We start from the raw sequence: 19,420 nt of genomic DNA on the forward strand, positions 1-19,420 counted from the left end.
CCATCCTCGCCGAGCAGCACCATGAACGCTCCACGTGACAGCATTCCGGAAGTGGGCGCAGAAACCTATCTGTTCGCATCGAGCAACGGCGGCCACATCACGTGGCTGACCGATGCGCTCTCCCGCCTGGGTTCCGTGGTGGTGCTTGAGCCGGGCACCAAATCGATCGACGAGCGCATCGCGCTGCTCGGTCCGGTGGCCGTGTTCATCGACTTTTCGATCGACCAAAGCGAGGTCGCCGGCCCGCTCCATCAGCGACTGAAACGCGACTGGCCCGCGTTGCCCGTGCTCGCCACCGGCGTGTCGGCCGAGCCTGCCGCCATGCTCGCCGCACTGCGCGCGGGCGTGGACGACTTCATCGACATCTCTGCCACTCCCGCAGATGCCGTAAGCACGCTGCGAACGCTGATCGAGCGGCGCAGTTCCCTGCAGGTGGGCACGCGCGGGCGCACCCTGGCGCTGCTGGGCGCCCGTGCGGGCCTGGGCGTCACCACGCTGGCCACCAGCCTCGCGCTGACGCTGAACGACCTGCTCGCGCAAGCACAAGCACAGACACAAGCGGCCGTGCGCGTCCCGGCACGCGCCGCACGCCACGGCGTGGCGTTGCTCGACCTGGGTCTCCCGGCGCGCGACGGCCTGCTCTATCTCGACACGCAAAGCGGCTTCAGCTTTGTCGACGGCGTGCGCAACCTGCGCCGGCTCGACCAGACCCTGCTGCACACGGCGCTGGCGCATCACAGCAGCGGCGTCGCGGTGCTGCCGCTGCCGGCGAGCCTGTCGCAGGTGCGCGAGATCTCGCATGCCGACTCGGTGGCGCTCATCAAGCGACTGACCGATTTCTTCGATTTCCAGATCGCCGACCTGGGCGGCTTCTCCACCATCGACTTCGTGGCGCAGACCGTGCGCGAAGCACAGCGCACCTGGGTGGTCTGCGACCAGAGCATCGGCGCCATCGTGTCCACCGCCAACCTCCTCAAGGACCTGCGCACGCGCGAGGTCGACATGACGCATCTCTCGCTGGTGGTCAACAAGTTCGACAGCCACGTGGACCTGACCGCCAAGGACATCTCCGAGCGCCTGGAGCTGCCGCTGCATCACGTGATTCCCGCGCGCAGCGCGCCCTTGCTATCGGCCGCGAGCCGCGGCGAGATGCTGGTGCGCACCGCGCGCAACGACCCCTATTCGCAGGCCGTCGCGGGACTGACCCGAGGCCTGCATCAGGAATTCATGTCTCCCACGGGCCAACCGCCGGCCAAAGATCCTCGCTGGAGTGCGTTGATTTCGCGCTTCCGCAAGAGCCCAAGTGAAGGTTGAGCCCATGTCCACCGATATCGAATTCGCCGACGACGACCAGACGTTCATCAACTCGCAGCAGTTCCAGGACATCAAGAGCTGGACGCACGACCATCTGTTGAACCGCATCGAAGAGTTGGGTGCGGAGTTCGGCCGCTGGTCGCGCGCCTCGATCCAGCAGTTCGTCGAGCTCGAGGTCGATAGCTTCGTGCGCCTGCGCCGCGTGCCGATCAACGACCGCGAGATGCAGCTCATCTCGGACGCGCTGACGAAAGAGCTTGCGGGCTTCGGGCCGCTGGAAGACCTGCTCAACGACCCGGCTGTCGAAGACATCCTGATCAACGGCTACCAGAACGTGTACGTGTCGCGCCACGGCATGCTGGAGCGCGAGACGGTGCGCTTCGCCGACGCAGAGCACGTGATGCGCATCGTGCGCCGCATCCTCGCGCCGCTGGGACGCCGGCTGGACGAGTCCAATCCCATGGTCGATGCGCGCTTGCCGGACGGCGGCCGCATCAACGTGATCATCGAGCCGCTGGCCATCGACGGACTTTCGGTCTCGATCCGAAAGTTCCGAAAGGAACCTCTCACGCCGGCCGACCTGGTGAAGCTCGGCACCTTCGATGCGGGCATGGCGCAGTTGCTCGAAATTGCGGTGCGTGCGCGCTGCAACATCCTCGTGAGCGGCGGCACCAGCTCGGGCAAGACCTCCCTGCTCAATGCGCTCGCCAGCTTCATCCCCGGGCGCGAGCGCGTCATCACCATCGAAGACACGGCCGAACTGTCGCTGGGCACCAGCCACGTGGTGCGGCTCGAAAGCCGCCCAGGCGGCTTCGACGGCACTGGCGTGGTGTCGATCCGCGACCTGCTGCGCAACAGCCTGCGCATGCGGCCCGACCGGATCATCGTGGGTGAGGTGCGCGGCGCCGAAGTGATCGAGATGATGCAAGCCATGAACACCGGCCACGAAGGCTCGATGGGCACCATCCATGCGAGTTCGCCGCGCGAATGTCTCTATCGCCTGGAAATGCTGGCGGGCTTCGCCGGCTACCAGGGCAGTGAGGTGAGCCTGCGCCGGCAAATTGCCAACGCCATCGATTTCATCGTGCAGATCGGACGGCTCTCAGGCGGGCAGCGGCGCATCATTTCGCTGAGCGAAGTCACCGGCGTCAACGACAACATCGTCGCGATGCAGGAGCTGTACCGCTACGAGCCGATCGTCTCGCCCGACGGCGAGGAGCGCGACCGCTGGGTGTCGCTGGGCATTGCGCCGCATTCGCCGAAGATCACGCGCTTTCGCCAATCGATGACGCGTGCAGCGCAGGGAGATACCCGTGCGTGAAGGCCTGCTCGTCATTGCGGTCATCGCGCTGCTGGCGGCAGCCGCGGGATTGCTGCTGTGGCAGTGGGCGAAGAAGCGGCAGGTGCGGCAGGCCGCAGAGCGGCACCTGCACCAGCAGATCCTTGCCAGCAGTTCTCCGGCCACGCCGGTACCGATGCCCGTGCGGGACATACCCGTCAGCGAATTACCGTCGGGCCTCACCACGGACCCCTGGCTGGAAACCGAGGCAACGTCGAAGGCCACGGTACACACCGGCGTGCTCGACAAGGTCTTGCCCGGCTGGCTCGTGGGTGTCGTCGAGCCGCGCGCCGTCGTGCTGGGCTTGGCCGGCATCGTGGTGCTCAGCGTGGTGGCCGGGGTCATCGGCGGCTGGATCACCGCCTTGGGCGTGGCGCTTCTGCTGCTGCTCGTCGCGACCTTCGTGCTCTGGCTCCAGTTGCAGAAATTCCGCCGCAAGCTGGTGAGCCAGCTGCCAGCCTACATTGACTCGATGGTCCGCCTGATCACCATCGGCAACTCCACGCAGGCCGCGTTTCAGCTGGCAATTTCCACCACGGAAGCGCCGCTGCGCGGACACCTGGAACGCTCGGCCGCACTGGTGCGTGCAGGCGTGGACCTGGACCGCGCGCTGCACCAGACAGCCACCAACGTGCGCGTCGACGAGCTGTTCTTGCTGGCCTCCATCCTGGGCCTGGGCGTGCGCTACGGCGGCCGTGCCGACCTGCTTCTGGAGCGCGTGGCCAACTTCATGCGCGACCGGGAACAGGCGGAGCATGAACTCGTCGCGATGTCCGCGGAGACGAGGCTCTCGGCCTGGATTCTCGGCCTGCTGCCGGTGGGCGTCGGGGCCTTCCTCATCATGACCAACCCGAGCTACTTCATCGGCATGTGGAACGACGGCACGGGCCGCACCCTCATCTTTTCCGCGCTGGGCCTGCAGTTGGCGGGTGCCGCGCTTCTCTACCGCCTGGCGAGGCTGGCATGACGTTCACGCCCAATCAACTGGCCATCTTCGCCCTGGTGCTGTTGGCAGTCGGCCTGATGGTCGGCGCCGGCGCTCTTCTTGCGGCTGAATTGCGGCGCACGCGCAGCGGTCAGGTCATCGGCCGCGCCATCCGCCAGGCCGGCACCCCGCCGCCGACGGCGGAGTCGCGGTCCGGCCCCGAGACCGTGCCCGATGCCGACGCGCTGGCGCACGCCGATGTCGAGCTGCCCTTCCACTGGCTCGATTCACGGCTGGGCCGGGCACTGGTGGCCGACGAAGACAGGAACCTCATCGACCAGTGCGGCCTGCCCTCCAAGCGCACGCAACTGGTCTTCCTGGTCACGCGCATCCTGCTCGCGCTGGTGCTTCCGTTCCTGGCCTATGTAGTCTGGGGCGAAGGGCAAGCGCAGCAGCGCACGGTGGTCCTCGTGCTGACGGCCTCCTTCGTGATCGGCTTCATGGTGCCCAAGTGGGTGCTCGGTCGCATCGCCGCCGGGCGGCGCGAACGGGCGGCGCAGGAACTGCCGCTTTTCATCGACCTGCTGCGGCTTTTGCAGGGCGTGGGTCTCAGTCTGGACCAGAGCCTGCAGATCATGGCCACCGACTTCCAGCATGTGCTGCGGGTGCTCGGCCACGAACTGACGCTGGCCAACAACCAGTACAGCCGCGGCCGCACGCGCGAGCATTCACTGCAACGCCTGGCGACCCTGCACAAGAACGAAAACCTGCGCGGCCTCGTGTCGCTGTTGGTGCAGGTCGACCGGCACGGCGGCGCGGTGCAGGAACCCTTGCGCATCTTCAGCGACCGGCTGCGCGAGCACCGGCGCTCGGAGATGAAGGAGCGCATCGGCAAGATCACCGTGAAGATGACCGGCGTCATGGTGACCACGCTACTGCCGGCACTGGTCATCGTGACCGCGGGGCCGGGGTTCATCGCGATATTCCGTTCACTGGGAGTCGTCGTCAAATGAAAACCCTCGCTATTTCCATGCGGTCCTGGCACGCCGGCCGCCTGCCAGCCTGCACCGCCGCGGCGCTCGCGGCCCTTGTCACCGTTGTGGCCCTCGCGATCGGCGGGTGCGGCACCGTCAAGGACCAGTACGCGGCCAGCGCCGATGCGCAGCAGCGCGCGGCCTTCGAATCGGCCGCCGACGCGAAGGCCGGCGCCGCCATCGACACCAAGGCCACCTACCTCCGGCTGGTCGAGCAGATGCAGAACGAAGGCCTGTGGTTCGCATCGCTGGCCCACATCGATGCGCTGGAGCAGCGTTGGGGCGTGTCGCCCGAATCCACGCGCGCTCGCGCCGATGCGTTGCGCCAGACCGGCCAGGCCGCCTTGAGCGAAGCTGCCTACAAGCGCTTGATGGGCACGCCGCTGGAGGGTGCGGGCCACCGCGGCTTGGGCCTCCTGGCGGGTGCGCGCGGCAGCTACCCCGAAGCCGTGCAACTGCTCAAGCAGGCCCAGCGCCAGAGCCCGACCGATGCCCTGCTGCTCAGCGACCTGGGTTATGCGAGCCTGCGCGCGGGAGAGATCGCCGATGCCCGGATGCCGCTGATGCAGGCGCTGCAACTGAGCCCCAACAACACCCAGGCCCAGGCCAACCTCGCGCTCTACCTCGAAGCCACCGATCAGAGCGAGCAGGCGAACAAACTGATGGAAGCCAACCGCATGCCTGCGGCCACCCGCGCCGCCGTGCGAGCGGCCGCGCAGCAACTGCGCACCGGCGCGCCGCTTGCGGCAACCGACGCGGTGCCCTTGGCCGTTCGCCCGCTGTCGAGCGGCACGACGCTGGAGCGAGACGACGTGGCGCCCCCGCCCCTGGCACTCAAGGCATCGCGCTGGGCCGGCATGGGCGGCGTGCGCACCGCCAGCCAGCTGAACCCATCCACCGCGGATTCCGCGGCGTCCCCCAACCCGACCGCACGAGGTACCCCATGAAAAAAGAACACGCCCCCCGCCTCGCCGCACTGTCGTCCGCCTTCGGCATGGGCATCGCGCTGATGGTTGGCGCGCCCGCAGTGCTGGCGCAACAGGCGCAGCCTGCGCCGAACGCCGCGAGTGCGCAGGTGCCTGCGGCCGTGCCCCCGCCAGCACAGGGCGCGATACAAGACACCGCGCCGGACACGGCCGAAATGGTCGAGGCCGAAGAGCTTGTGTATGAACCCTTGCAGGTGGGCGATGCCACGCAGGGTCTGCTTGCATGGCAGCGCAGTGGCGAGATTGCCTCGCCCACGCCGCGCCCCATTGCCGGCAATGTCGCGAACCGCAGCTACGAGCGGTACCTCAAGAGCTTCGAGTTTCCGATTCCGGAGCGCATGAGTTCGTCGGTGAAGTCGTCTTCGGGTTCGGGCACTACCGCCGCCAAGTAGCTGGACGCCTGAGCCGACCCGAACGCACATTGCCATGAAAGCGTCAGGCACCCACCCTGCAGCACGCCTCCAGCGCGGCACGTACGCGATCGAGTTTGCGTTTGTGTTCCTGATCTTCTTTGCGGTGCTCTACGGGATCATTTGTTACGGGCTGCTGTTCGCGTTCAGGCTTGGGGTACAGAACGCGGCGGAGGATGGGGCACGTGCGGCGCTGCGGTATCAGCCTACGCTTGCGGCCCGGGAAGCCCATGCGGAAGCCGTCGCGGAACAGGCCATTGGATGGCTGCCGACAGTAGTGACGCGCAATGTGGATGCCACTGTGTGCGGCGTGGTCAGCAACGTTTGCGGATCGCCGCCCTGCGGCCCGGCTTGGGACGACCGCTGCCAGATGGTGATTACCGTCACCGCGTCGAACATGCACGGCCTGTTGCCGCCCTTGCCCGATTTCGCGCTGCCGAACAGCATCGTCGGCAAGGCCAGCATGCTGCTGGACGGAAAGTCGCCATGAACGCCGGCCGCATGAAAAGCAGGGAGCGCGGAGTGGCTGCAATCGAGTTCGCACTCGTCTTTGTCTTGCTTTTCAGCGTTCTGTACGCGGTCGCGACATTCGGTGCCGTCTTCTATATGCAGCAGGCGGTCACCCGCGCGGCGGAAGAGGGCGCACGGGCCGCGGGTCTGGTCACCGCCCCCGCCAACAACGACCAGCGAGTGAAGGATGCCGTGTACGCCGCGTTGGCCAACTCGCTCGTGGTTCCTGCTGCATCGAATGCCAGTGTGGCGACCCGGCGCAGCTGGATCGAATCCAAGGTGGTGGTGACGGCAATGCCGGCGGGCGCCGGCGCCACGGCGAGCTATGTGGTGACCGTGAGTTATCCGTACAGCGAGAACCGCCTGCTGCCGACGATGCCGTTGCTGGACCTGAGCACTTGGGTACCCAACCAACTACGAAGCCGATCGACCATCGCACTTCGGTCCTGAAGGAGGGTTCATCGCCATGGACACAGCACACCAAAATTCGCTTCACCGCTCTGCCGGACAAGCACCCGGGGCGCGTCGGCGCGCACGCGGCTCCATCGTCGTCAACACGGTCATTGCGCTGAGTCTGGTCGTCATTACGCTTCTCGGAACTCAGATCGGTTACCTGATGCTGATGAAGCGGGAACTTCAGAAAACCGCGGATCTGGCGGCACTTTCCGGAGCTCAGTCTTTGCTACCGCTCAGTTGCGTCGACGCCAGGACCGCCGCAGTCGCGAATGCCGCGCAGAACATGCCACCGATGCTGCCGCCTCTCGCGGCGGCGGATGTCGAATGCGGGAACTGGGATCCCCAGACCCGAGAAGCGCCCCAGCATTTCGGAGCACCTAACGCGGGCCAGTTCTTCAACGCCGTGCGCGTGAGGCTTTCAAGAACACCAGCCTTGCTCATCCCGAATCTTTCGGGCGGTCAGTCTTTCACGATCACGGTCCAGGCGCTGGCCGCACAACGACAGCCGCTCGCCTCCCTGAGCATTCGCAGCACGCTGCTGACCATCGACACCAAACAGTCGGACTTGCTGAATGCCGTCTTCGGCGGCTTGCTGGGCGGTTCGCTCACCGTTCGGGCCGGCGGATGGCAAGGTCTGCTCAACACCAATATCCAGTTGCTCAGCTTCCTCGATCAGCTCAAGCTGGACCTCAACATCAGCGCAGTCAACTACGATCAGGTGCTCAACACCGAGGTGGACGCCGGTGTCCTGTTGCAGGCCATGATCACAGTCATGGAGCGCGGTGGAAACACAGCCAATATCGCGTTGTTGGCTTTGCGCGATGTACTGGTGAGCGTTCAAGCCTCACCGTTCACTCTCAAGCTCGGCGATCTGCTGGGCGTTGCCACCGGAACGGACGCGGCGGGCCTGAGCACCGACCTCCAGCTCTTCCAACTCGTACAGGGCATGATCCAAGTTGCGAACGGCAAGAACGGACTCGCGGCCACCGTGCCGATCACCGTTCCAGGTGTCGCAAGCGTCACGACCAAGCTCCAGGTCATCGAGCCGCCGCAGGTTTCGGCGGTCGGAAATCCTTCGCTGATCAACGCGAACCTGGGCGTCAGCGACCCCAACAAGATCTATGTGCGCACGGCGCAGATTCGGTTGTTGATGACAGTGGACCTCGGGGGCGTCGCGAACCTGCTGACAGACGTGCTTTCCGCGGTGACAGGGGCGATCTCGCCGCTCATCAGCTTTCTCGACAGTGTTGTGACCTTGAATCTGGGAACGATCGTGACCGATCTGGTCGGTCTGGTCGGCTGCGGCGGACTGCTCCCCGCCTGTCAACCACAGAAGGTCATCTACGCGGCAACGCTTCCATCTCCTATCGACATCGGTATTAGTTCGGGCAACGGTTCAGCGATCGTTACGGGCCATGCTTGCAATGCCACCGAGAGCAAGTCGCTGAACGTTCAGGCCAACACCAGCGTGGCCCGGCTCAACATCGGCAAGGTTTCGAACATCTTCTCGTCCTCGTTGCCTGCAACAGCCGAACCGGTAGGAATCGTCGAGATCGGGTACCGTGAAGCCAAGTTCGACAGCTGTCTCCTTCTCTCTCTGTTTTGCAGCGGCAAGAAGTGGAGAGCTGCGAACGGCAGCTTCGTGCCCGACATGAACAACGCCAAGAAGACAGTCATCTCGGGTCTGGGGCTTGTCGTCAATTCGGACATCGGAGGCAGCGTGAATGGCACTCCGCTGACCTACGTTGCGCCGGGCGCGGCGAACCTGCCCGAGATCGATGCGGCGCCTTACGATGGCGTCGGAGCGGATCCGTCGTTCAAGGCGATCAGTGCCACATCGATTGTCCAGAGCCTGGGATCTACCTTGGGCGGGATCCAGATCAAGCCGTATTCGAGCGATACGAGTGGCATCCTCGGAGGGCTGCTCAACGGCACCTTCACTCTGGTCAGCAACCTCCTGAACACCCTGCAAACGATCGTTACGAACGCGCTGGGTCCCTTGCTCGACCCTACGGTCAATGCACTTCTCGATTTGCTGGGCATCGATCTCGCGCAAGCGGAAGTCGGCGCCCGCATGTCCTGCAATCGAGGTGCCGAGCTGGTCTATTGAAATGCGCATTTTTCCTACATGAGTTCCCCCTCCAACTTCGACGAACTCGACCTCTTTGTCTGGGAAGGCAAAGCCGACATCCTCGACCGCATCGCGCGGTGCATGGCGAGCTTCGACGTGGAAGTCACCCGGGCCGACGGACTGCCCCCGCCCCAACAGGAACGCGGCGTGGCGATGCGTCCTTCCGTCGCAATCATCAGCGTCACCGTCATCGACACCGGCGGTCTCGCGCACGCTACGGAGTTTCTTCAAGGCATGCCGGTGATCTGGGTCGCCGCAGGTTCGCGCGAGCGCGATTCGCGGACCTATCCGCCCGAGTACCTGCACGTCCTGCCCTACGACTTCACCTGCGCCGAGCTGCGCACGCTGGTCGCGAAGCTGGTGCGGCAGTTGCGCGCGCGCGAAATTGCGCCGCAGCCGCCGGACGTGCTGGTGGCGCATTCCGAAGCGATGAAGGCGCTGCTCGCCGAAGTGGGCGCCTTTGCCGACTGCAACCACCCGGTGCTGGTGCGCGGCGAAACCGGCGTGGGCAAGGAGCGCATCGCGCAGCAGTTGCACCTCGGGCACGGGTCGTACAGCAAGGGCGCGTTCGTGGCGGTGAACTGCGGCGCGATTCCCGACGGTCTTTTCGAGTCGCTGTTCTTCGGCCATACCAAGGGCTCGTTCACCGGCGCCGTGCATGCGCACCGCGGCTATTTCGAGCAGGCCACGGGCGGCACGCTGTTCCTCGACGAAATCGGCGACCTGCCGCGCTACCAGCAGGTCAAGCTGCTGCGCGTGCTCGAAGACAACGCGGTCACGCGGCTCGGGGCCACGTCGCCGATCCGTGTCGATTTCCGGCTCGTGGCGGCGACCAACCGCAACCTGCGCGAGATGGTGGCGAGCGGCGAGTTTCGCGCCGACCTGTTCTATCGGCTCGCGGTGATCGAGCTGCATGTGCCGAGCCTCGAAGAGCGCGGCGAGGTCGACAAGATCGCGATCTTCAAGGCGCTGCTGGGCAACGTGCTCGGCGCCGAACTCGAGACGCTCGGCGAAACGCCGCACTGGCTCAGCGATGCGGTGGCCGAAACCTATTTCCCCGGCAATGTGCGGCAGCTGCGCAACCTCGCGGAGCGCGTGGGCGTGATCGCGCGGCAGCTGCGGGGCTGGGACCAGAACCTGATCCAGCGCGCCATCGCGTTGACGCGCGGCACGCCGGCGCCGGCGATCTCCGCCGACAGGAACGGCGGGGGCGGCAGTGGCAGTGGCGGCGGTGTCGCGCTCGACAGCAATGGCGACCGCAAGGGCTGGAACAGCGGCGAGCGCAACCGCATCATCGCGGCGCTCGAAATCAACGACTGGAAGCGCCAGGACACCGCGCAGCACCTGGGCATCAGCCGCAAGGTGCTGTGGGAAAAGATGCGCAAGTACCAGATCCTGGACGGCGAGCCAGGCATCCCAGAGGACGCCTGACCGAGACCCCGCCCTGTTGCCCTCAGCGGGGCATCAGGCGCGGCGTGCGGCGCAGCGGCGTGTTGGCGGCCGCGGCGCCCGGCGAGCGATCGACGACCGGCTCGTTCGGGCAGGCCGCATTGCTCGAGATGCACAGCGCCGACAGCAAACCATCCTCGGTGATCACGGACCGGTTCGGCGGACCGAAGATGCGATCGAGCCAGTTGTTGGTGCCATCGGGCTCGATGCGCAGTTCGCCGGTGGTGCGCGCCAGGCGCAGTTCGGAAATGCGCAGGTCGAAGACGCCGTCGACGTAGTCGAACAGCAGCGTGTAGTAGTCCAGCTGCGCGTCGAGCACCTTGGGCAGGGTCTCGCGGCCGAACTCCATCAGGCGGCGGCGGCCGCGGAAGGCCTGGCCCGAGGTGCTGACGGCTTCCATGAGCTGCTTCTCGCGCTCGCGTCCCGACATGGTGCGAGCCCATGACGCCGAGGTGAGTTCGAACAGGTTGTTCTTCACGCCTTCGAGCTTGGCTTCCTGGTTGGCGACTTCGGCGAGCGCGCTCCTCAAGCGCAGTTGCCGGTCGAAGCCGTTGCCGAAGTTCCAGTTGAGTTCGAAGGCCGCGCGCGTCGGGTCTTGCGGCGACACGCCGCGCGGGTCCTTGCTCTTCACGACCACGGCGTCGAGCGTCGGGTAGAGGGCGGACTCCTGCTGGTCGACCAGCGCCCTCGCGCGCTCGATGCGGCCCTGGGCTTCGGCGATCTCGGTGCTGCGGCTCTCGGCGCGGCGCAGCGCCTCGTCCTGCGAGCCGATGCGCCACTGCGGCGGCGCCGCAAGCACGGGCAGCGACTCGGTGTTGGGCGAGAACTTGAAGTAGTTGCGGAACTTCGCGAGCGCCTCGTCGCGCTGGGCTTCGAAATCGGATTCGCGCGCGGCCACCAGGGCGCGGCGCGAGGCGGCCATGTTGAGGTCGTTGTCGCCCGACACGCCGAGCGCGACGCGGCGGGCTTCCGCCTTCGAGAGATCCGCCACCACCTCGGTGGCGCGGTGCGCGATCTGCTTCTTCAGGTCGAAGCGCTGCACCTGGAGGTAGGCGGTGAGCGCGTCCAGCACCACCTTCTGCGAGGTGGTGATGACCGCTTCGTCGTCCGCCTTGTTGCCGGCCTCGGCAGCGCGCTGCGCGGCGTTCATGGCACCGCCGTCGATCAGGCTCACGCGCGCTTCGGCGGTGAGCACGGTGTAGCTCTGGGTCTTGGCGTTGTCCGCGCCGCTGTTGTAGTTGCCCGACGAGGTGCCGATCTTGAAGCGCGGGTAGCGTGCCTGCCTGGCGGCATCGACGCTGTAGCTGCTGGTGTTGGCCGCCGCCTGGGCCGACTGCACCTCGGGGTATTCCTGCGACAGCGTGATCAGCGCCTGCTTCACGCGCTGGGCGTAGCTCGCGGCGCCGATGGAAGGCGTCGAGAGGCGGCGCGAGAGCGAGAGCGATGGCGGCGGGCCGTCTCCTTCTTCCTGCGCGAAGGCCGTTGCCGGCGGAAGCGCGAAGCTCGCGCACAGTGCTGCGCACAGCACCCCGGTGCCCGTGCGGCGCCGGCTTGTCGAAGTGCGCTCCTTCATGGTTCGCGGAAGGCTTCGCGCCGCAACTTGAGCACTGGACGAAGGATGTACCAGATGAACGGATCGGTGCCGACGCGCAGGTCGACTTCGGACTCCATGCCGGCAGTGACGCGGTTCTCTTCGCGGCCCACGTGCGACTGCGACATGCTGATCAGCAGGCGGTAGTAAGGCGCGCCCTGCGAGATGGCCGCGTCGCGGTCGGCATCGGCGGCCACCAGCATCACCTTGCCTTCGACGGCGCCGTAGCGCAGGTAGTCGTAGGCGGTGATCTTCACGCGTGCCGACTGGCCGATCTCCACGAAGCCGCGGTCGTTCGGGTTGAGCCGGGCCTCGACCATGATCTCGTCCTTGTCGGGCACGACTTCGAGGATGGCTTCGCCTGGCTTCACCACCCAGCCCGGGCTGGAGTTGCGCAGGCCCTTGACGATGCCGTCCGACGGCGCCTTCACCACGGTGCGCGAACGCTGCGTGCGGGCGCGCGCCAGGTCTTCGCTCAGGCTGGCGAACTGGCGCTCGACGGTGGCCAGTTCGTCCGAGGCGCGGCGGCGGTAACGGCCTTCGGCCTCGGCCATCTTGGCCTGCGATTCGGTGATGGCGGCGTTGGCGGAAATCACGCCCTGGCGCGCCACCGCGAGTTCGCTGCGCACGCCTTCGGCCTGCCGGCGCTTTTCCAGCACCTCGACCTGGCCGACCAGCTTCTCGCTGAGCAGCTGCTCGGAGATCTCTTGCTCCTTCTGCATCAATTCGAGCCGGTCGCTCAGGCCCTTCACCTTGGCCTGTTGCTCCAGCTGCTTGCTGCGCGCCTGCTCCAGGCCCGACACCGCGCCGGCCATCACGCCGCGCTGTTCGAGCGAGCGCGCCTGGTAGGCGCCCAGTTCGCCTTCGAACACGCTTTCGTCGATGTCGGTGGCGAAAGACTGGCGGCTGAGCGGCTGGCCGCGGCTCTCGGCCATGAGACGGATGCGGGTGGCCTGCGTGGCCGCGTAGCGGGCGGTGAGTTCCTCGAAGTTCAGGCCGCTGCCGCCCAGGTCGATCTCGACCAGCGACTGGCCCTGCTTGACCGTTTCGCCCTCTTTCACCAGCACGGCGCTGACGATGCCGCCTTCCAGATGCTGGATGGACTTGACGCGGTCCGAGGGGATCACGCGGCCCGGCGCGACGACCACGGTTTCCATCGGAAAGCCGAGGCCGATCACGGCCAGCACGGCGATCGCGCCGCCGATGATCCACTGGCGCCGCCGCCCTTGCGGCGAGGTCTGCGCCGCGCGCTTCTGGTCTTCATCCTGAAGTATCTGCGGCAGGTCTGATTTCAAGTTCACGGTCCCCAATCACTGGTCATGAGTCAAGCGGGCAGCATCACGTCAATCACGCCATGGAGCGGGAGGCCGGAGCCCCCGCGTTGTCTTCGTCGCCCACCGCCACCAGCGGCTTCTTCACGCCGAAGAGCTTGGGCACCATGACCGCGGCGGTGCCCACTTCGACATCGCCCTGGCCGGTGACGTGGTAGACCGTCGTGGCCGCCGAGACGATGCGCAGCGAGTGCGTGACCACCACCACGGTGCGCACCTTGGCCACCGCGAGCAGCGTGGCGAGCAGGTTGCGCTCGCTCTGGAAATCCAGGTCGTTGCTGGGCTCGTCGAGCACCAGCACCGAGGGTTTGCGCAGGAAGCTCATGGCCAGTGCGAGCTTGCGGCGTTCGCCCACCGAGACGCCGGTGCCGCCTTCGCCGACCATGGTGCGGTAGCCGTCGGGCAGCCGCGAGATGAAATCGTGCGCGCCCGAGAGCTTGCAGGCCGAGACGATCTGCTCGTCGCTCTGGCCCGGCGCCGCGCGGCGCATGGTGTCGATCAGCGTGCCGCCGAACCAGTAGACCTCCTGCGAGAGGTAGCTGATCCAGCGGGAGAGCTCTTCGCGGCCGAACTGCGACAGGTCGTACTCGCCGATGCTGATGATGCCGCGCGTGGGCGCGTAGAGGCCCGAGATGAGCTTGACCATCGTCGACTTGCCCGCGCCGTTGCGCCCGACGATCACGTGCAACCCGCCCGGGCCGATGTCCAGGTCGACGCCCTCCAGCACCGGCTGCTGCGCGGTCTCGGTGAAGCTGAAGCTCACGTCCTTGAGCGTGATGCGGCCCAGCGGCTGCGGCAGCGTCATGCCCGTGGGCGGCTTCTCGACCTGCTCGCCCAGCACGATTTCCAGGCGCTTGGCGGCTTCCTTGGCGGTGGCCAGCGAGCGCCAGTTCGACACCAGCCCGGCCACCGGCTGCAGCGCCTTGAGCGCCAGCATGTTGGAGGCGACGAGGCCGCCCACCGTCATCCACTGTTCCATCACCGAGATGGCGCCCACGGTCACCACCACGACCGAGAAGACGGTGAGCAGCACCGTGGTGCCGTCGCGCGCAGTTTCGATCTGGCCGTTCTTGCTGAAGCTCTCAGTGAGCCAGGCGTTGTAGGTCTGGCGCCACATGTCGCTGATGGGGCCGTCGTTGGCCTGCGTCTTGAGCGTTTCGCGCGCGTTGCAGATCTCGGAGGTCATGCGGTCCAGGCCGCGTCCGCGCTGCACTTCCTCGACGCGGCCGGCGCGCACTTCGTCGGCCCACCACCAGGCCAGGAACGACATGATCGCGAGGAACGCGGCCACCACCGGCAGCACCGGAAGGGCGACGATGCCGATCACCACGAGCGCGAAGACGGCCATCGGCAGGTCGAAGATCGATTGCGCAAGGCCGCCGGTGACGGTGCCGCGCACCGAGCCCACGTCGCGAAAGTACTGCTGCCACACCGAAGCCGGCCGCGCTTCGAGCGCGCGCAGCGGACGCGCCAGCATCGATTGCAGCAACGCACCCGAAACACCGTGGTCGATGATCGCGCCCGCGTTGCGCAGCATGCGCGAGCGCCGCGTGCGCAACCAGAACTCGATGCACAAAAAGAAGAGGATGCCGCTCACCAGCGCCGCGAGCGTCGAGGTGCCGCTGCGCGAGAGCACGCGGTCATACACCTGCAAGAGAAAGATGGAGGGCAACAGCCCGAACAGGCTGATGGGCAGCGAACGCCATGCCGCGCTCTTCACGAGCGGGTAGGCCGCACGGAACGCCGTGTTCAGGGCCTTCGCATAGGGACTGGCACCGGGCTCGTCCGGCGTTTCGGCAACCAGTTGGCTGGGCAAGAGGAACTTGATCATGAGAAAGGGCCGATCCGTCGTGCAATGACGCCTGCGTCATTATCGACTGTTACCCAACTGTTACAAGGCAAAAATTCGCGCTTTGTGCACCTCAGCATCGAGGCACGCTTGCCTTTGTCGAGTCGACCTGTTGCTCATGTCCCGTCTCATGTTCCGCCTTGCGTTGCGATGACGTTTGCACCGCCGTGCAGCCGGCCTGCCGGTCCACCGTTGCCTCCCCTCGCACTGCGGGCAAACCCTCGGCCAGCACCAGCGCAATGTTGGCGCACAACAGCATGCACAGCACCCATGCGAACAGCAGCTGCAGCCAGCCCAGCCACCAGCGTCGCGGCGCCTCCACGTCGCGTTCATAGGGCATGTGAATCAATGCATTCCATCTCATGGCAGTGCTTTCAAAACCCGGGCGAGCCGGGACAGACCGACACCCGCAGAACTCTTGGCCAGCACCCAGTCGCCCGGTTGCAGCAGACCGCCCAGTGCAGTCGACAGATCCGACACGTCCACGAACCAGTGCGAACGGACCTTGGTACGGATGCTCGCGTGCAGCGCCCGCATGAGCGGACCGCACAGCAGCACCCGGTCGGGCTGCGACGCCAGCAACTCTTCCTCCAGGTCGAGGTGATGGCGTTGCGCCGCGGGACCCAGCTCCTGCATGTCGCCGAGGATGGCGACACGTCGTGCAGGTTCGCAGGGGGCTTGTGACAGCAATTCGAGTGCCGCCCGCATCGAGCTCGGGTTGGCGTCGTAGGTCTCGTCGATCAGCTTGAAGCTTCCGCCGCCGATGTGGATGGTGTGCAGCGCGCCGCGTCCGCCCGGCGGCTCGAAGTGCGCGAAGGGCTCGACCGCCGCGGCCAGCGGCAGGCGCAGCGCCTGCAGCGCGCCGAGCGCGGCGACGGCGCTCGCGCCCATGTGGCGACCCGGCGCGTTGAGCCGCAGCTGGAAGGGCTCGCCCGCCACCTGCGCCTGCACCTCGCCGTGGTCGAAGGCCAGGAGGCGCACGTCGGCGTCCTTGTGCTCGCCGTAGGTCACGATCTGCAGCTGGTGCGCCATCGCGGCTTCGGCGAAGGTCGCGAAGTCGGGCATGTCGCGGTTGAGCACCACGCTGTCGCCGGCGGCCATGCCCTGGAAGATCCGGGCGTCCATGCGCGCGGCGGCTTCCGAGGGACCGCGGTGCTTCTGCGATGCGGCCGAGAGCCCCGTCACCACCACCAGCGAAGGCCGCACCAGTTGCGACGACGCGGGCATGTGCGAGGTGCCCATCTCCAGCACCCAGTAAGCCGCATGCCGCGGCATGCAGGTGAGGTTCCAGGCGATGCCCGAGGGCAGGCTGATGTTGCCTTCGGGCTGTCCGACTTCGCCCCACACGGTGAGCGCGCCGGCCATCATGGCGGCCACGGTGCTGCTGCCGGTGCCGTTGCCCAGCACGCCGCAGACGCGGCCGGTGAATTCGGTGCGCGCATGCTCGCCCAGCTGCAGCACGGCCTGCAGCACGTTGGGCACCTTGAGCACCGGCACGCGCTTGTCCAGGTGCGGCTTGGGGTCGGTGCACAGCACGGCCGCGGCCGGCTGCAGCACGCCCTTGAGCGTGACGGCCGCGAGCGGCGTCTTCGAGGGGCGCGTCTGGTTCTCGAACACCACGCGGCCCTTGCGCATGAAGGAGCGCTGCGTCACGCCGCTGGCGCGCCAGCCGTCTTCGGGGCGCACCACCCATTCGCCGCTGGTCACGCGCGCCATCTCGCTCGCGGTCCAGGTGGCGCCGTCGTCCCGGGGGCTGCCGACCGCGCTGCTCACGCCCAGCGACACGCGGCGCTCGAGCAGGAAGCGGTGGTACGACGCGAAGCCCGATACGTACTGCTCGACGTCGTCGATGCGCACGCGGAACGCGTGGTGCCGGATGAAGAAGGAGCCGACGACGGTGGACGGCCGCCGGAAGTACATCGCCACCTCCGGCCAGAAGAAACCGTTGAGCAGGTAGTGGGCGCGGTAGTCGAGCGCGCGGTAGAACTTCTCGGTGTCCAGCTCGTCGAGCAGGTGCCGCATCGCGGGCATGCCTTCGAGCCGCTGGAGCATCTGCTGCGCGGCGAGCATGAGTCCGAGCAGCGTCGGGAAGGTGGTCTTGCGGTCGAGCACGAAGTCGAGGTAACCCGCGACGTTCTGCAGCCCGAAGCGGAAGTACTTCTCTTGCGGGCTCCAGTGCGTGAGCTCGTTGACGCAGCAGCTCAACCAGTGGTCGTGCGCCTGCCAGTGCTGGCTCGCGATGAAATGGTCGAAGGCCTTCTCGACCGCCGCCAGCCAGCGCGCATCGCGCGTGAGGCCATAGAGGCGCATGAGTCCGTAGGCGGCCTCGCCGTCGTAGTAGATGACGCGCGACGCCTGCTTCACCGCCAGGTCGGTGGCGTGCAGCACATGGTTGAAGCGGCCGGTGGCCGGGTCCTGCAGCGACACGATGCCCAGCGCCAGCTTTTCCAGAAGCGGCAGCCAGCGGCGCGTGTCCACCAGCTCGCAGTACTTCACCAGCGCGAGCACGCAGGCCGCGTTGCCGCCGAGCTTGATCTCGCCGCCGGTGTCGACAAGAAAGGCCACCTCGCTGCCGTCGGCGAGCTGGTAGTCGCGGATCAGCCAGTTGGTGAGGTGGTCGAGCGCGCGGTCGATGGCCGAGCGCAGGGTTTCGTCGCGCGTGACCTCCCATGCTTCGAGCATGGCGTGGATCGCGCTCGCATGGCGCATTGCGTCGTAGGTCGGGATGCGGCGGTCGAAGCACGGGAAGTAGCCGTACACGAAGAGCCCGTCGCTCTGCACCTGGCGCGCGAGGTAGGCCGAGCCGCTGCGCACGAGGTCCATCGCCGACTGCGGATTCAGCGCCGGCAACTGGCGGCGGCCCGCATCGAGCCCTGTGCCGATGAGCTTGTGCACCACGCCGTCGGGCTGGCAGAACACGCCCACGGTCGCGAGCAGATAGACCGGGTGGTCCGTCGGCATGTCCAGCGCGAGCGTGCGCTGGAAGCGCGCCTGGCCGTAGGCCTCGAAGTTGCGCGGGTTCATCACCGCATGCGCAATGGTCGAGTCGCCGGCGAGCATCGCGTTGGCGTTGAGCTCCTGCTCGGTGAAGGCGATCTCGAAGTCTTTATCGAAAGCCAGGCCGAGGCGGAAGTAGTTGCGCTTGACGGCGGTGAGCTGGGTCTTGAACTGCGCCCAGTCCATCGGGCTCGCGCCCTCGACCCAGTCGATGCGCAGCCACGGCGACACCACGCCGTGGTCGCGCACCCAGCCTTCGACGAGGTCGGCGCCTTCGCGCCATGCGGTCTCGAACTCGGCGGCCCGCGCATGCACGACGTGCGCGCGCTGCGAACCGTCGCTCACCGAGAAGAACAGCGTGAACGCGGGGTAAGGGGCAGGCAGCGCCGCGCACACCGACGCAAGGCGTTCGTGGCAAGCGTGGAGCTGGTCTGAAAAGGACATCATTCGGCCCCGATCGAGTGCGGGAGACCGGCTGCGTCCGTCATCTATCTGCTCTCGCTAGGACGACGGAATCGCTGACCGGAGACTGTTGCCTTCGACGTCATCGCTTGGGCTCCGGTTTCAGCGGTAGCTGAATTCGGCGCGGCGATTGAGCTGGTAGCCCTCCTCGGTGGTTTCCAGGGACGCGGGCTTTTCGATGCCCCAGCTGATGGCTTCGACACGCTCGGCCGGCACGCCGAGCTGCGTGAGCGCCCGTTGCACCGACTCCGAACGGCGCTGCCCCAGCGCGAGGTTGTATTCGCGGCCGCCACGCGAGTCGGTGTGGCCTTCGATGACCACGCGGCTCGTCGAGCGGTTCTTCAGGAAGCTCGCATGCGCTTCCACGATCCGCTGGTCCTGCGTGCGGATGTTGTATTTGTCGAAGTCGAAATACACGATCTTCGGCACGCCGGCCGGGCCGTTCTGCAACGGCGCGGGGGGCGCCGGCTCCACCTTGGCCACCGCGGCCGCGCCCTTGTTCGAGTAGTAGTAGGTCGCATCGTCGCGACCGCTCCTGGGCCCCGTACCGCAGGCGACGAGGCTGGCCCCGAGCGCAACGATGGCCAGTATCCGGAAATTCTTTTTCATATCGATCCTTTCGCGGGACAGGCCGGT

Annotated in this window: 16 protein-coding genes; 10 read left to right on the plus strand and 6 right to left on the minus strand. The window is 66.7% G+C overall.

From position 1 onward, the window contains the following. Positions 1–21 precede the first annotated feature (21 nt). Genes NU688_RS26365 through NU688_RS26410 form a run of 10 tightly spaced genes read left to right on the plus strand, consistent with a single transcriptional unit; the run spans position 22 to position 10,536 of the window. Positions 22–1,314 carry a histidine kinase gene (locus NU688_RS26365; RefSeq protein ID WP_257863827.1) on the plus strand — a complete coding sequence of 431 codons (1,293 nt, stop codon included), beginning with the start codon at positions 22–24 and terminating at the stop codon, positions 1,312–1,314. Positions 1,315–1,318: 4 nt separating this feature from the next. Next, the gene (locus NU688_RS26370; protein WP_257863828.1) at positions 1,319–2,635 is read left to right on the plus strand and encodes a CpaF family protein; all 1,317 of its coding nucleotides are present in this window, start codon (positions 1,319–1,321) and stop codon (positions 2,633–2,635) included. Continuing rightward, positions 2,628–3,620 carry a type II secretion system F family protein gene (locus NU688_RS26375; protein ID WP_257863829.1) on the plus strand — a complete coding sequence of 331 codons (993 nt, stop codon included), beginning with the start codon at positions 2,628–2,630 and terminating at the stop codon, positions 3,618–3,620. Before NU688_RS26370 ends, NU688_RS26375 begins: the two co-directional genes overlap by 8 nt. Beyond that, positions 3,617–4,591 carry a type II secretion system F family protein gene (locus tag NU688_RS26380; protein WP_257863830.1) on the plus strand — a complete coding sequence of 325 codons (975 nt, stop codon included), beginning with the start codon at positions 3,617–3,619 and terminating at the stop codon, positions 4,589–4,591. Before NU688_RS26375 ends, NU688_RS26380 begins: the two co-directional genes overlap by 4 nt. 17 nt (positions 4,592–4,608) lie before the next feature. Continuing rightward, positions 4,609–5,559, plus strand: a complete 951-nt coding sequence (locus NU688_RS26385) for a hypothetical protein (RefSeq protein WP_257863831.1) — start codon at positions 4,609–4,611, stop codon at positions 5,557–5,559. Next, complete coding sequence (locus NU688_RS26390; protein ID WP_257863832.1) at positions 5,556–5,990, plus strand: DUF3613 domain-containing protein; 435 nt, start codon at positions 5,556–5,558, stop codon at positions 5,988–5,990. The genes NU688_RS26385 and NU688_RS26390 overlap by 4 nt, the downstream gene beginning before the upstream one ends. 34 nt (positions 5,991–6,024) lie before the next feature. After that, entirely contained in the window at positions 6,025–6,498 is a 474-nt protein-coding gene (locus NU688_RS26395) for a TadE/TadG family type IV pilus assembly protein (protein ID WP_257863833.1), read from the plus strand. After that, positions 6,495–6,968 carry a TadE/TadG family type IV pilus assembly protein gene (locus tag NU688_RS26400; protein ID WP_257863834.1) on the plus strand — a complete coding sequence of 158 codons (474 nt, stop codon included), beginning with the start codon at positions 6,495–6,497 and terminating at the stop codon, positions 6,966–6,968. The genes NU688_RS26395 and NU688_RS26400 overlap by 4 nt, the downstream gene beginning before the upstream one ends. 16 nt (positions 6,969–6,984) lie before the next feature. Then, positions 6,985–9,084: a TadG family pilus assembly protein gene (locus NU688_RS26405; RefSeq protein WP_257863835.1), complete on the plus strand. Its 2,100-nt coding sequence runs from the start codon at positions 6,985–6,987 to the stop codon at positions 9,082–9,084. 18 nt (positions 9,085–9,102) lie between these two features. Next, a complete protein-coding gene (locus NU688_RS26410) occupies positions 9,103–10,536 on the plus strand; it encodes a sigma 54-interacting transcriptional regulator (RefSeq protein WP_257863836.1) in 1,434 nt (477 codons plus the stop codon). Between the two features lie 22 nt (positions 10,537–10,558). On the opposite strand, the gene NU688_RS26415 is transcribed toward NU688_RS26410, so the two are convergent. The 6 genes from NU688_RS26415 to NU688_RS26440 all read right to left on the minus strand — a co-directional run bounded on the left by NU688_RS26415 (position 10,559) and on the right by NU688_RS26440 (position 19,393). Then, positions 10,559–12,127, minus strand: coding sequence for a TolC family protein (locus tag NU688_RS26415; RefSeq protein WP_257863837.1), 1,569 nt, complete (start codon positions 12,125–12,127; stop codon positions 10,559–10,561). Next, entirely contained in the window at positions 12,124–13,446 is a 1,323-nt protein-coding gene (locus tag NU688_RS26420) for an HlyD family type I secretion periplasmic adaptor subunit (protein WP_257863838.1), read from the minus strand. Before NU688_RS26420 ends, NU688_RS26415 begins: the two co-directional genes overlap by 4 nt. 46 nt (positions 13,447–13,492) lie before the next feature. Next, complete coding sequence (locus tag NU688_RS26425; protein ID WP_257863839.1) at positions 13,493–15,307, minus strand: peptidase domain-containing ABC transporter; 1,815 nt, start codon at positions 15,305–15,307, stop codon at positions 13,493–13,495. 91 nt (positions 15,308–15,398) lie between these two features. Then, positions 15,399–15,665 (minus strand): hypothetical protein, encoded by a 267-nt coding sequence (locus NU688_RS26430; RefSeq protein ID WP_257863840.1) that lies wholly within the window; start codon positions 15,663–15,665, stop codon positions 15,399–15,401. A gap of 20 nt (positions 15,666–15,685) precedes the next feature. Continuing rightward, the gene (locus NU688_RS26435) at positions 15,686–18,769 is read right to left on the minus strand and encodes a UDP-N-acetylmuramoyl-tripeptide--D-alanyl-D-alanine ligase (RefSeq protein WP_257863841.1); all 3,084 of its coding nucleotides are present in this window, start codon (positions 18,767–18,769) and stop codon (positions 15,686–15,688) included. Positions 18,770–18,886: 117 nt separating this feature from the next. Beyond that, complete coding sequence (locus NU688_RS26440; RefSeq protein ID WP_257863842.1) at positions 18,887–19,393, minus strand: OmpA family protein; 507 nt, start codon at positions 19,391–19,393, stop codon at positions 18,887–18,889. Positions 19,394–19,420 lie beyond the last annotated feature (27 nt).

The organism is Variovorax sp. ZS18.2.2 (assembly GCF_024701975.1).
Taxonomy (GTDB): domain Bacteria; phylum Pseudomonadota; class Gammaproteobacteria; order Burkholderiales; family Burkholderiaceae_C; genus Variovorax.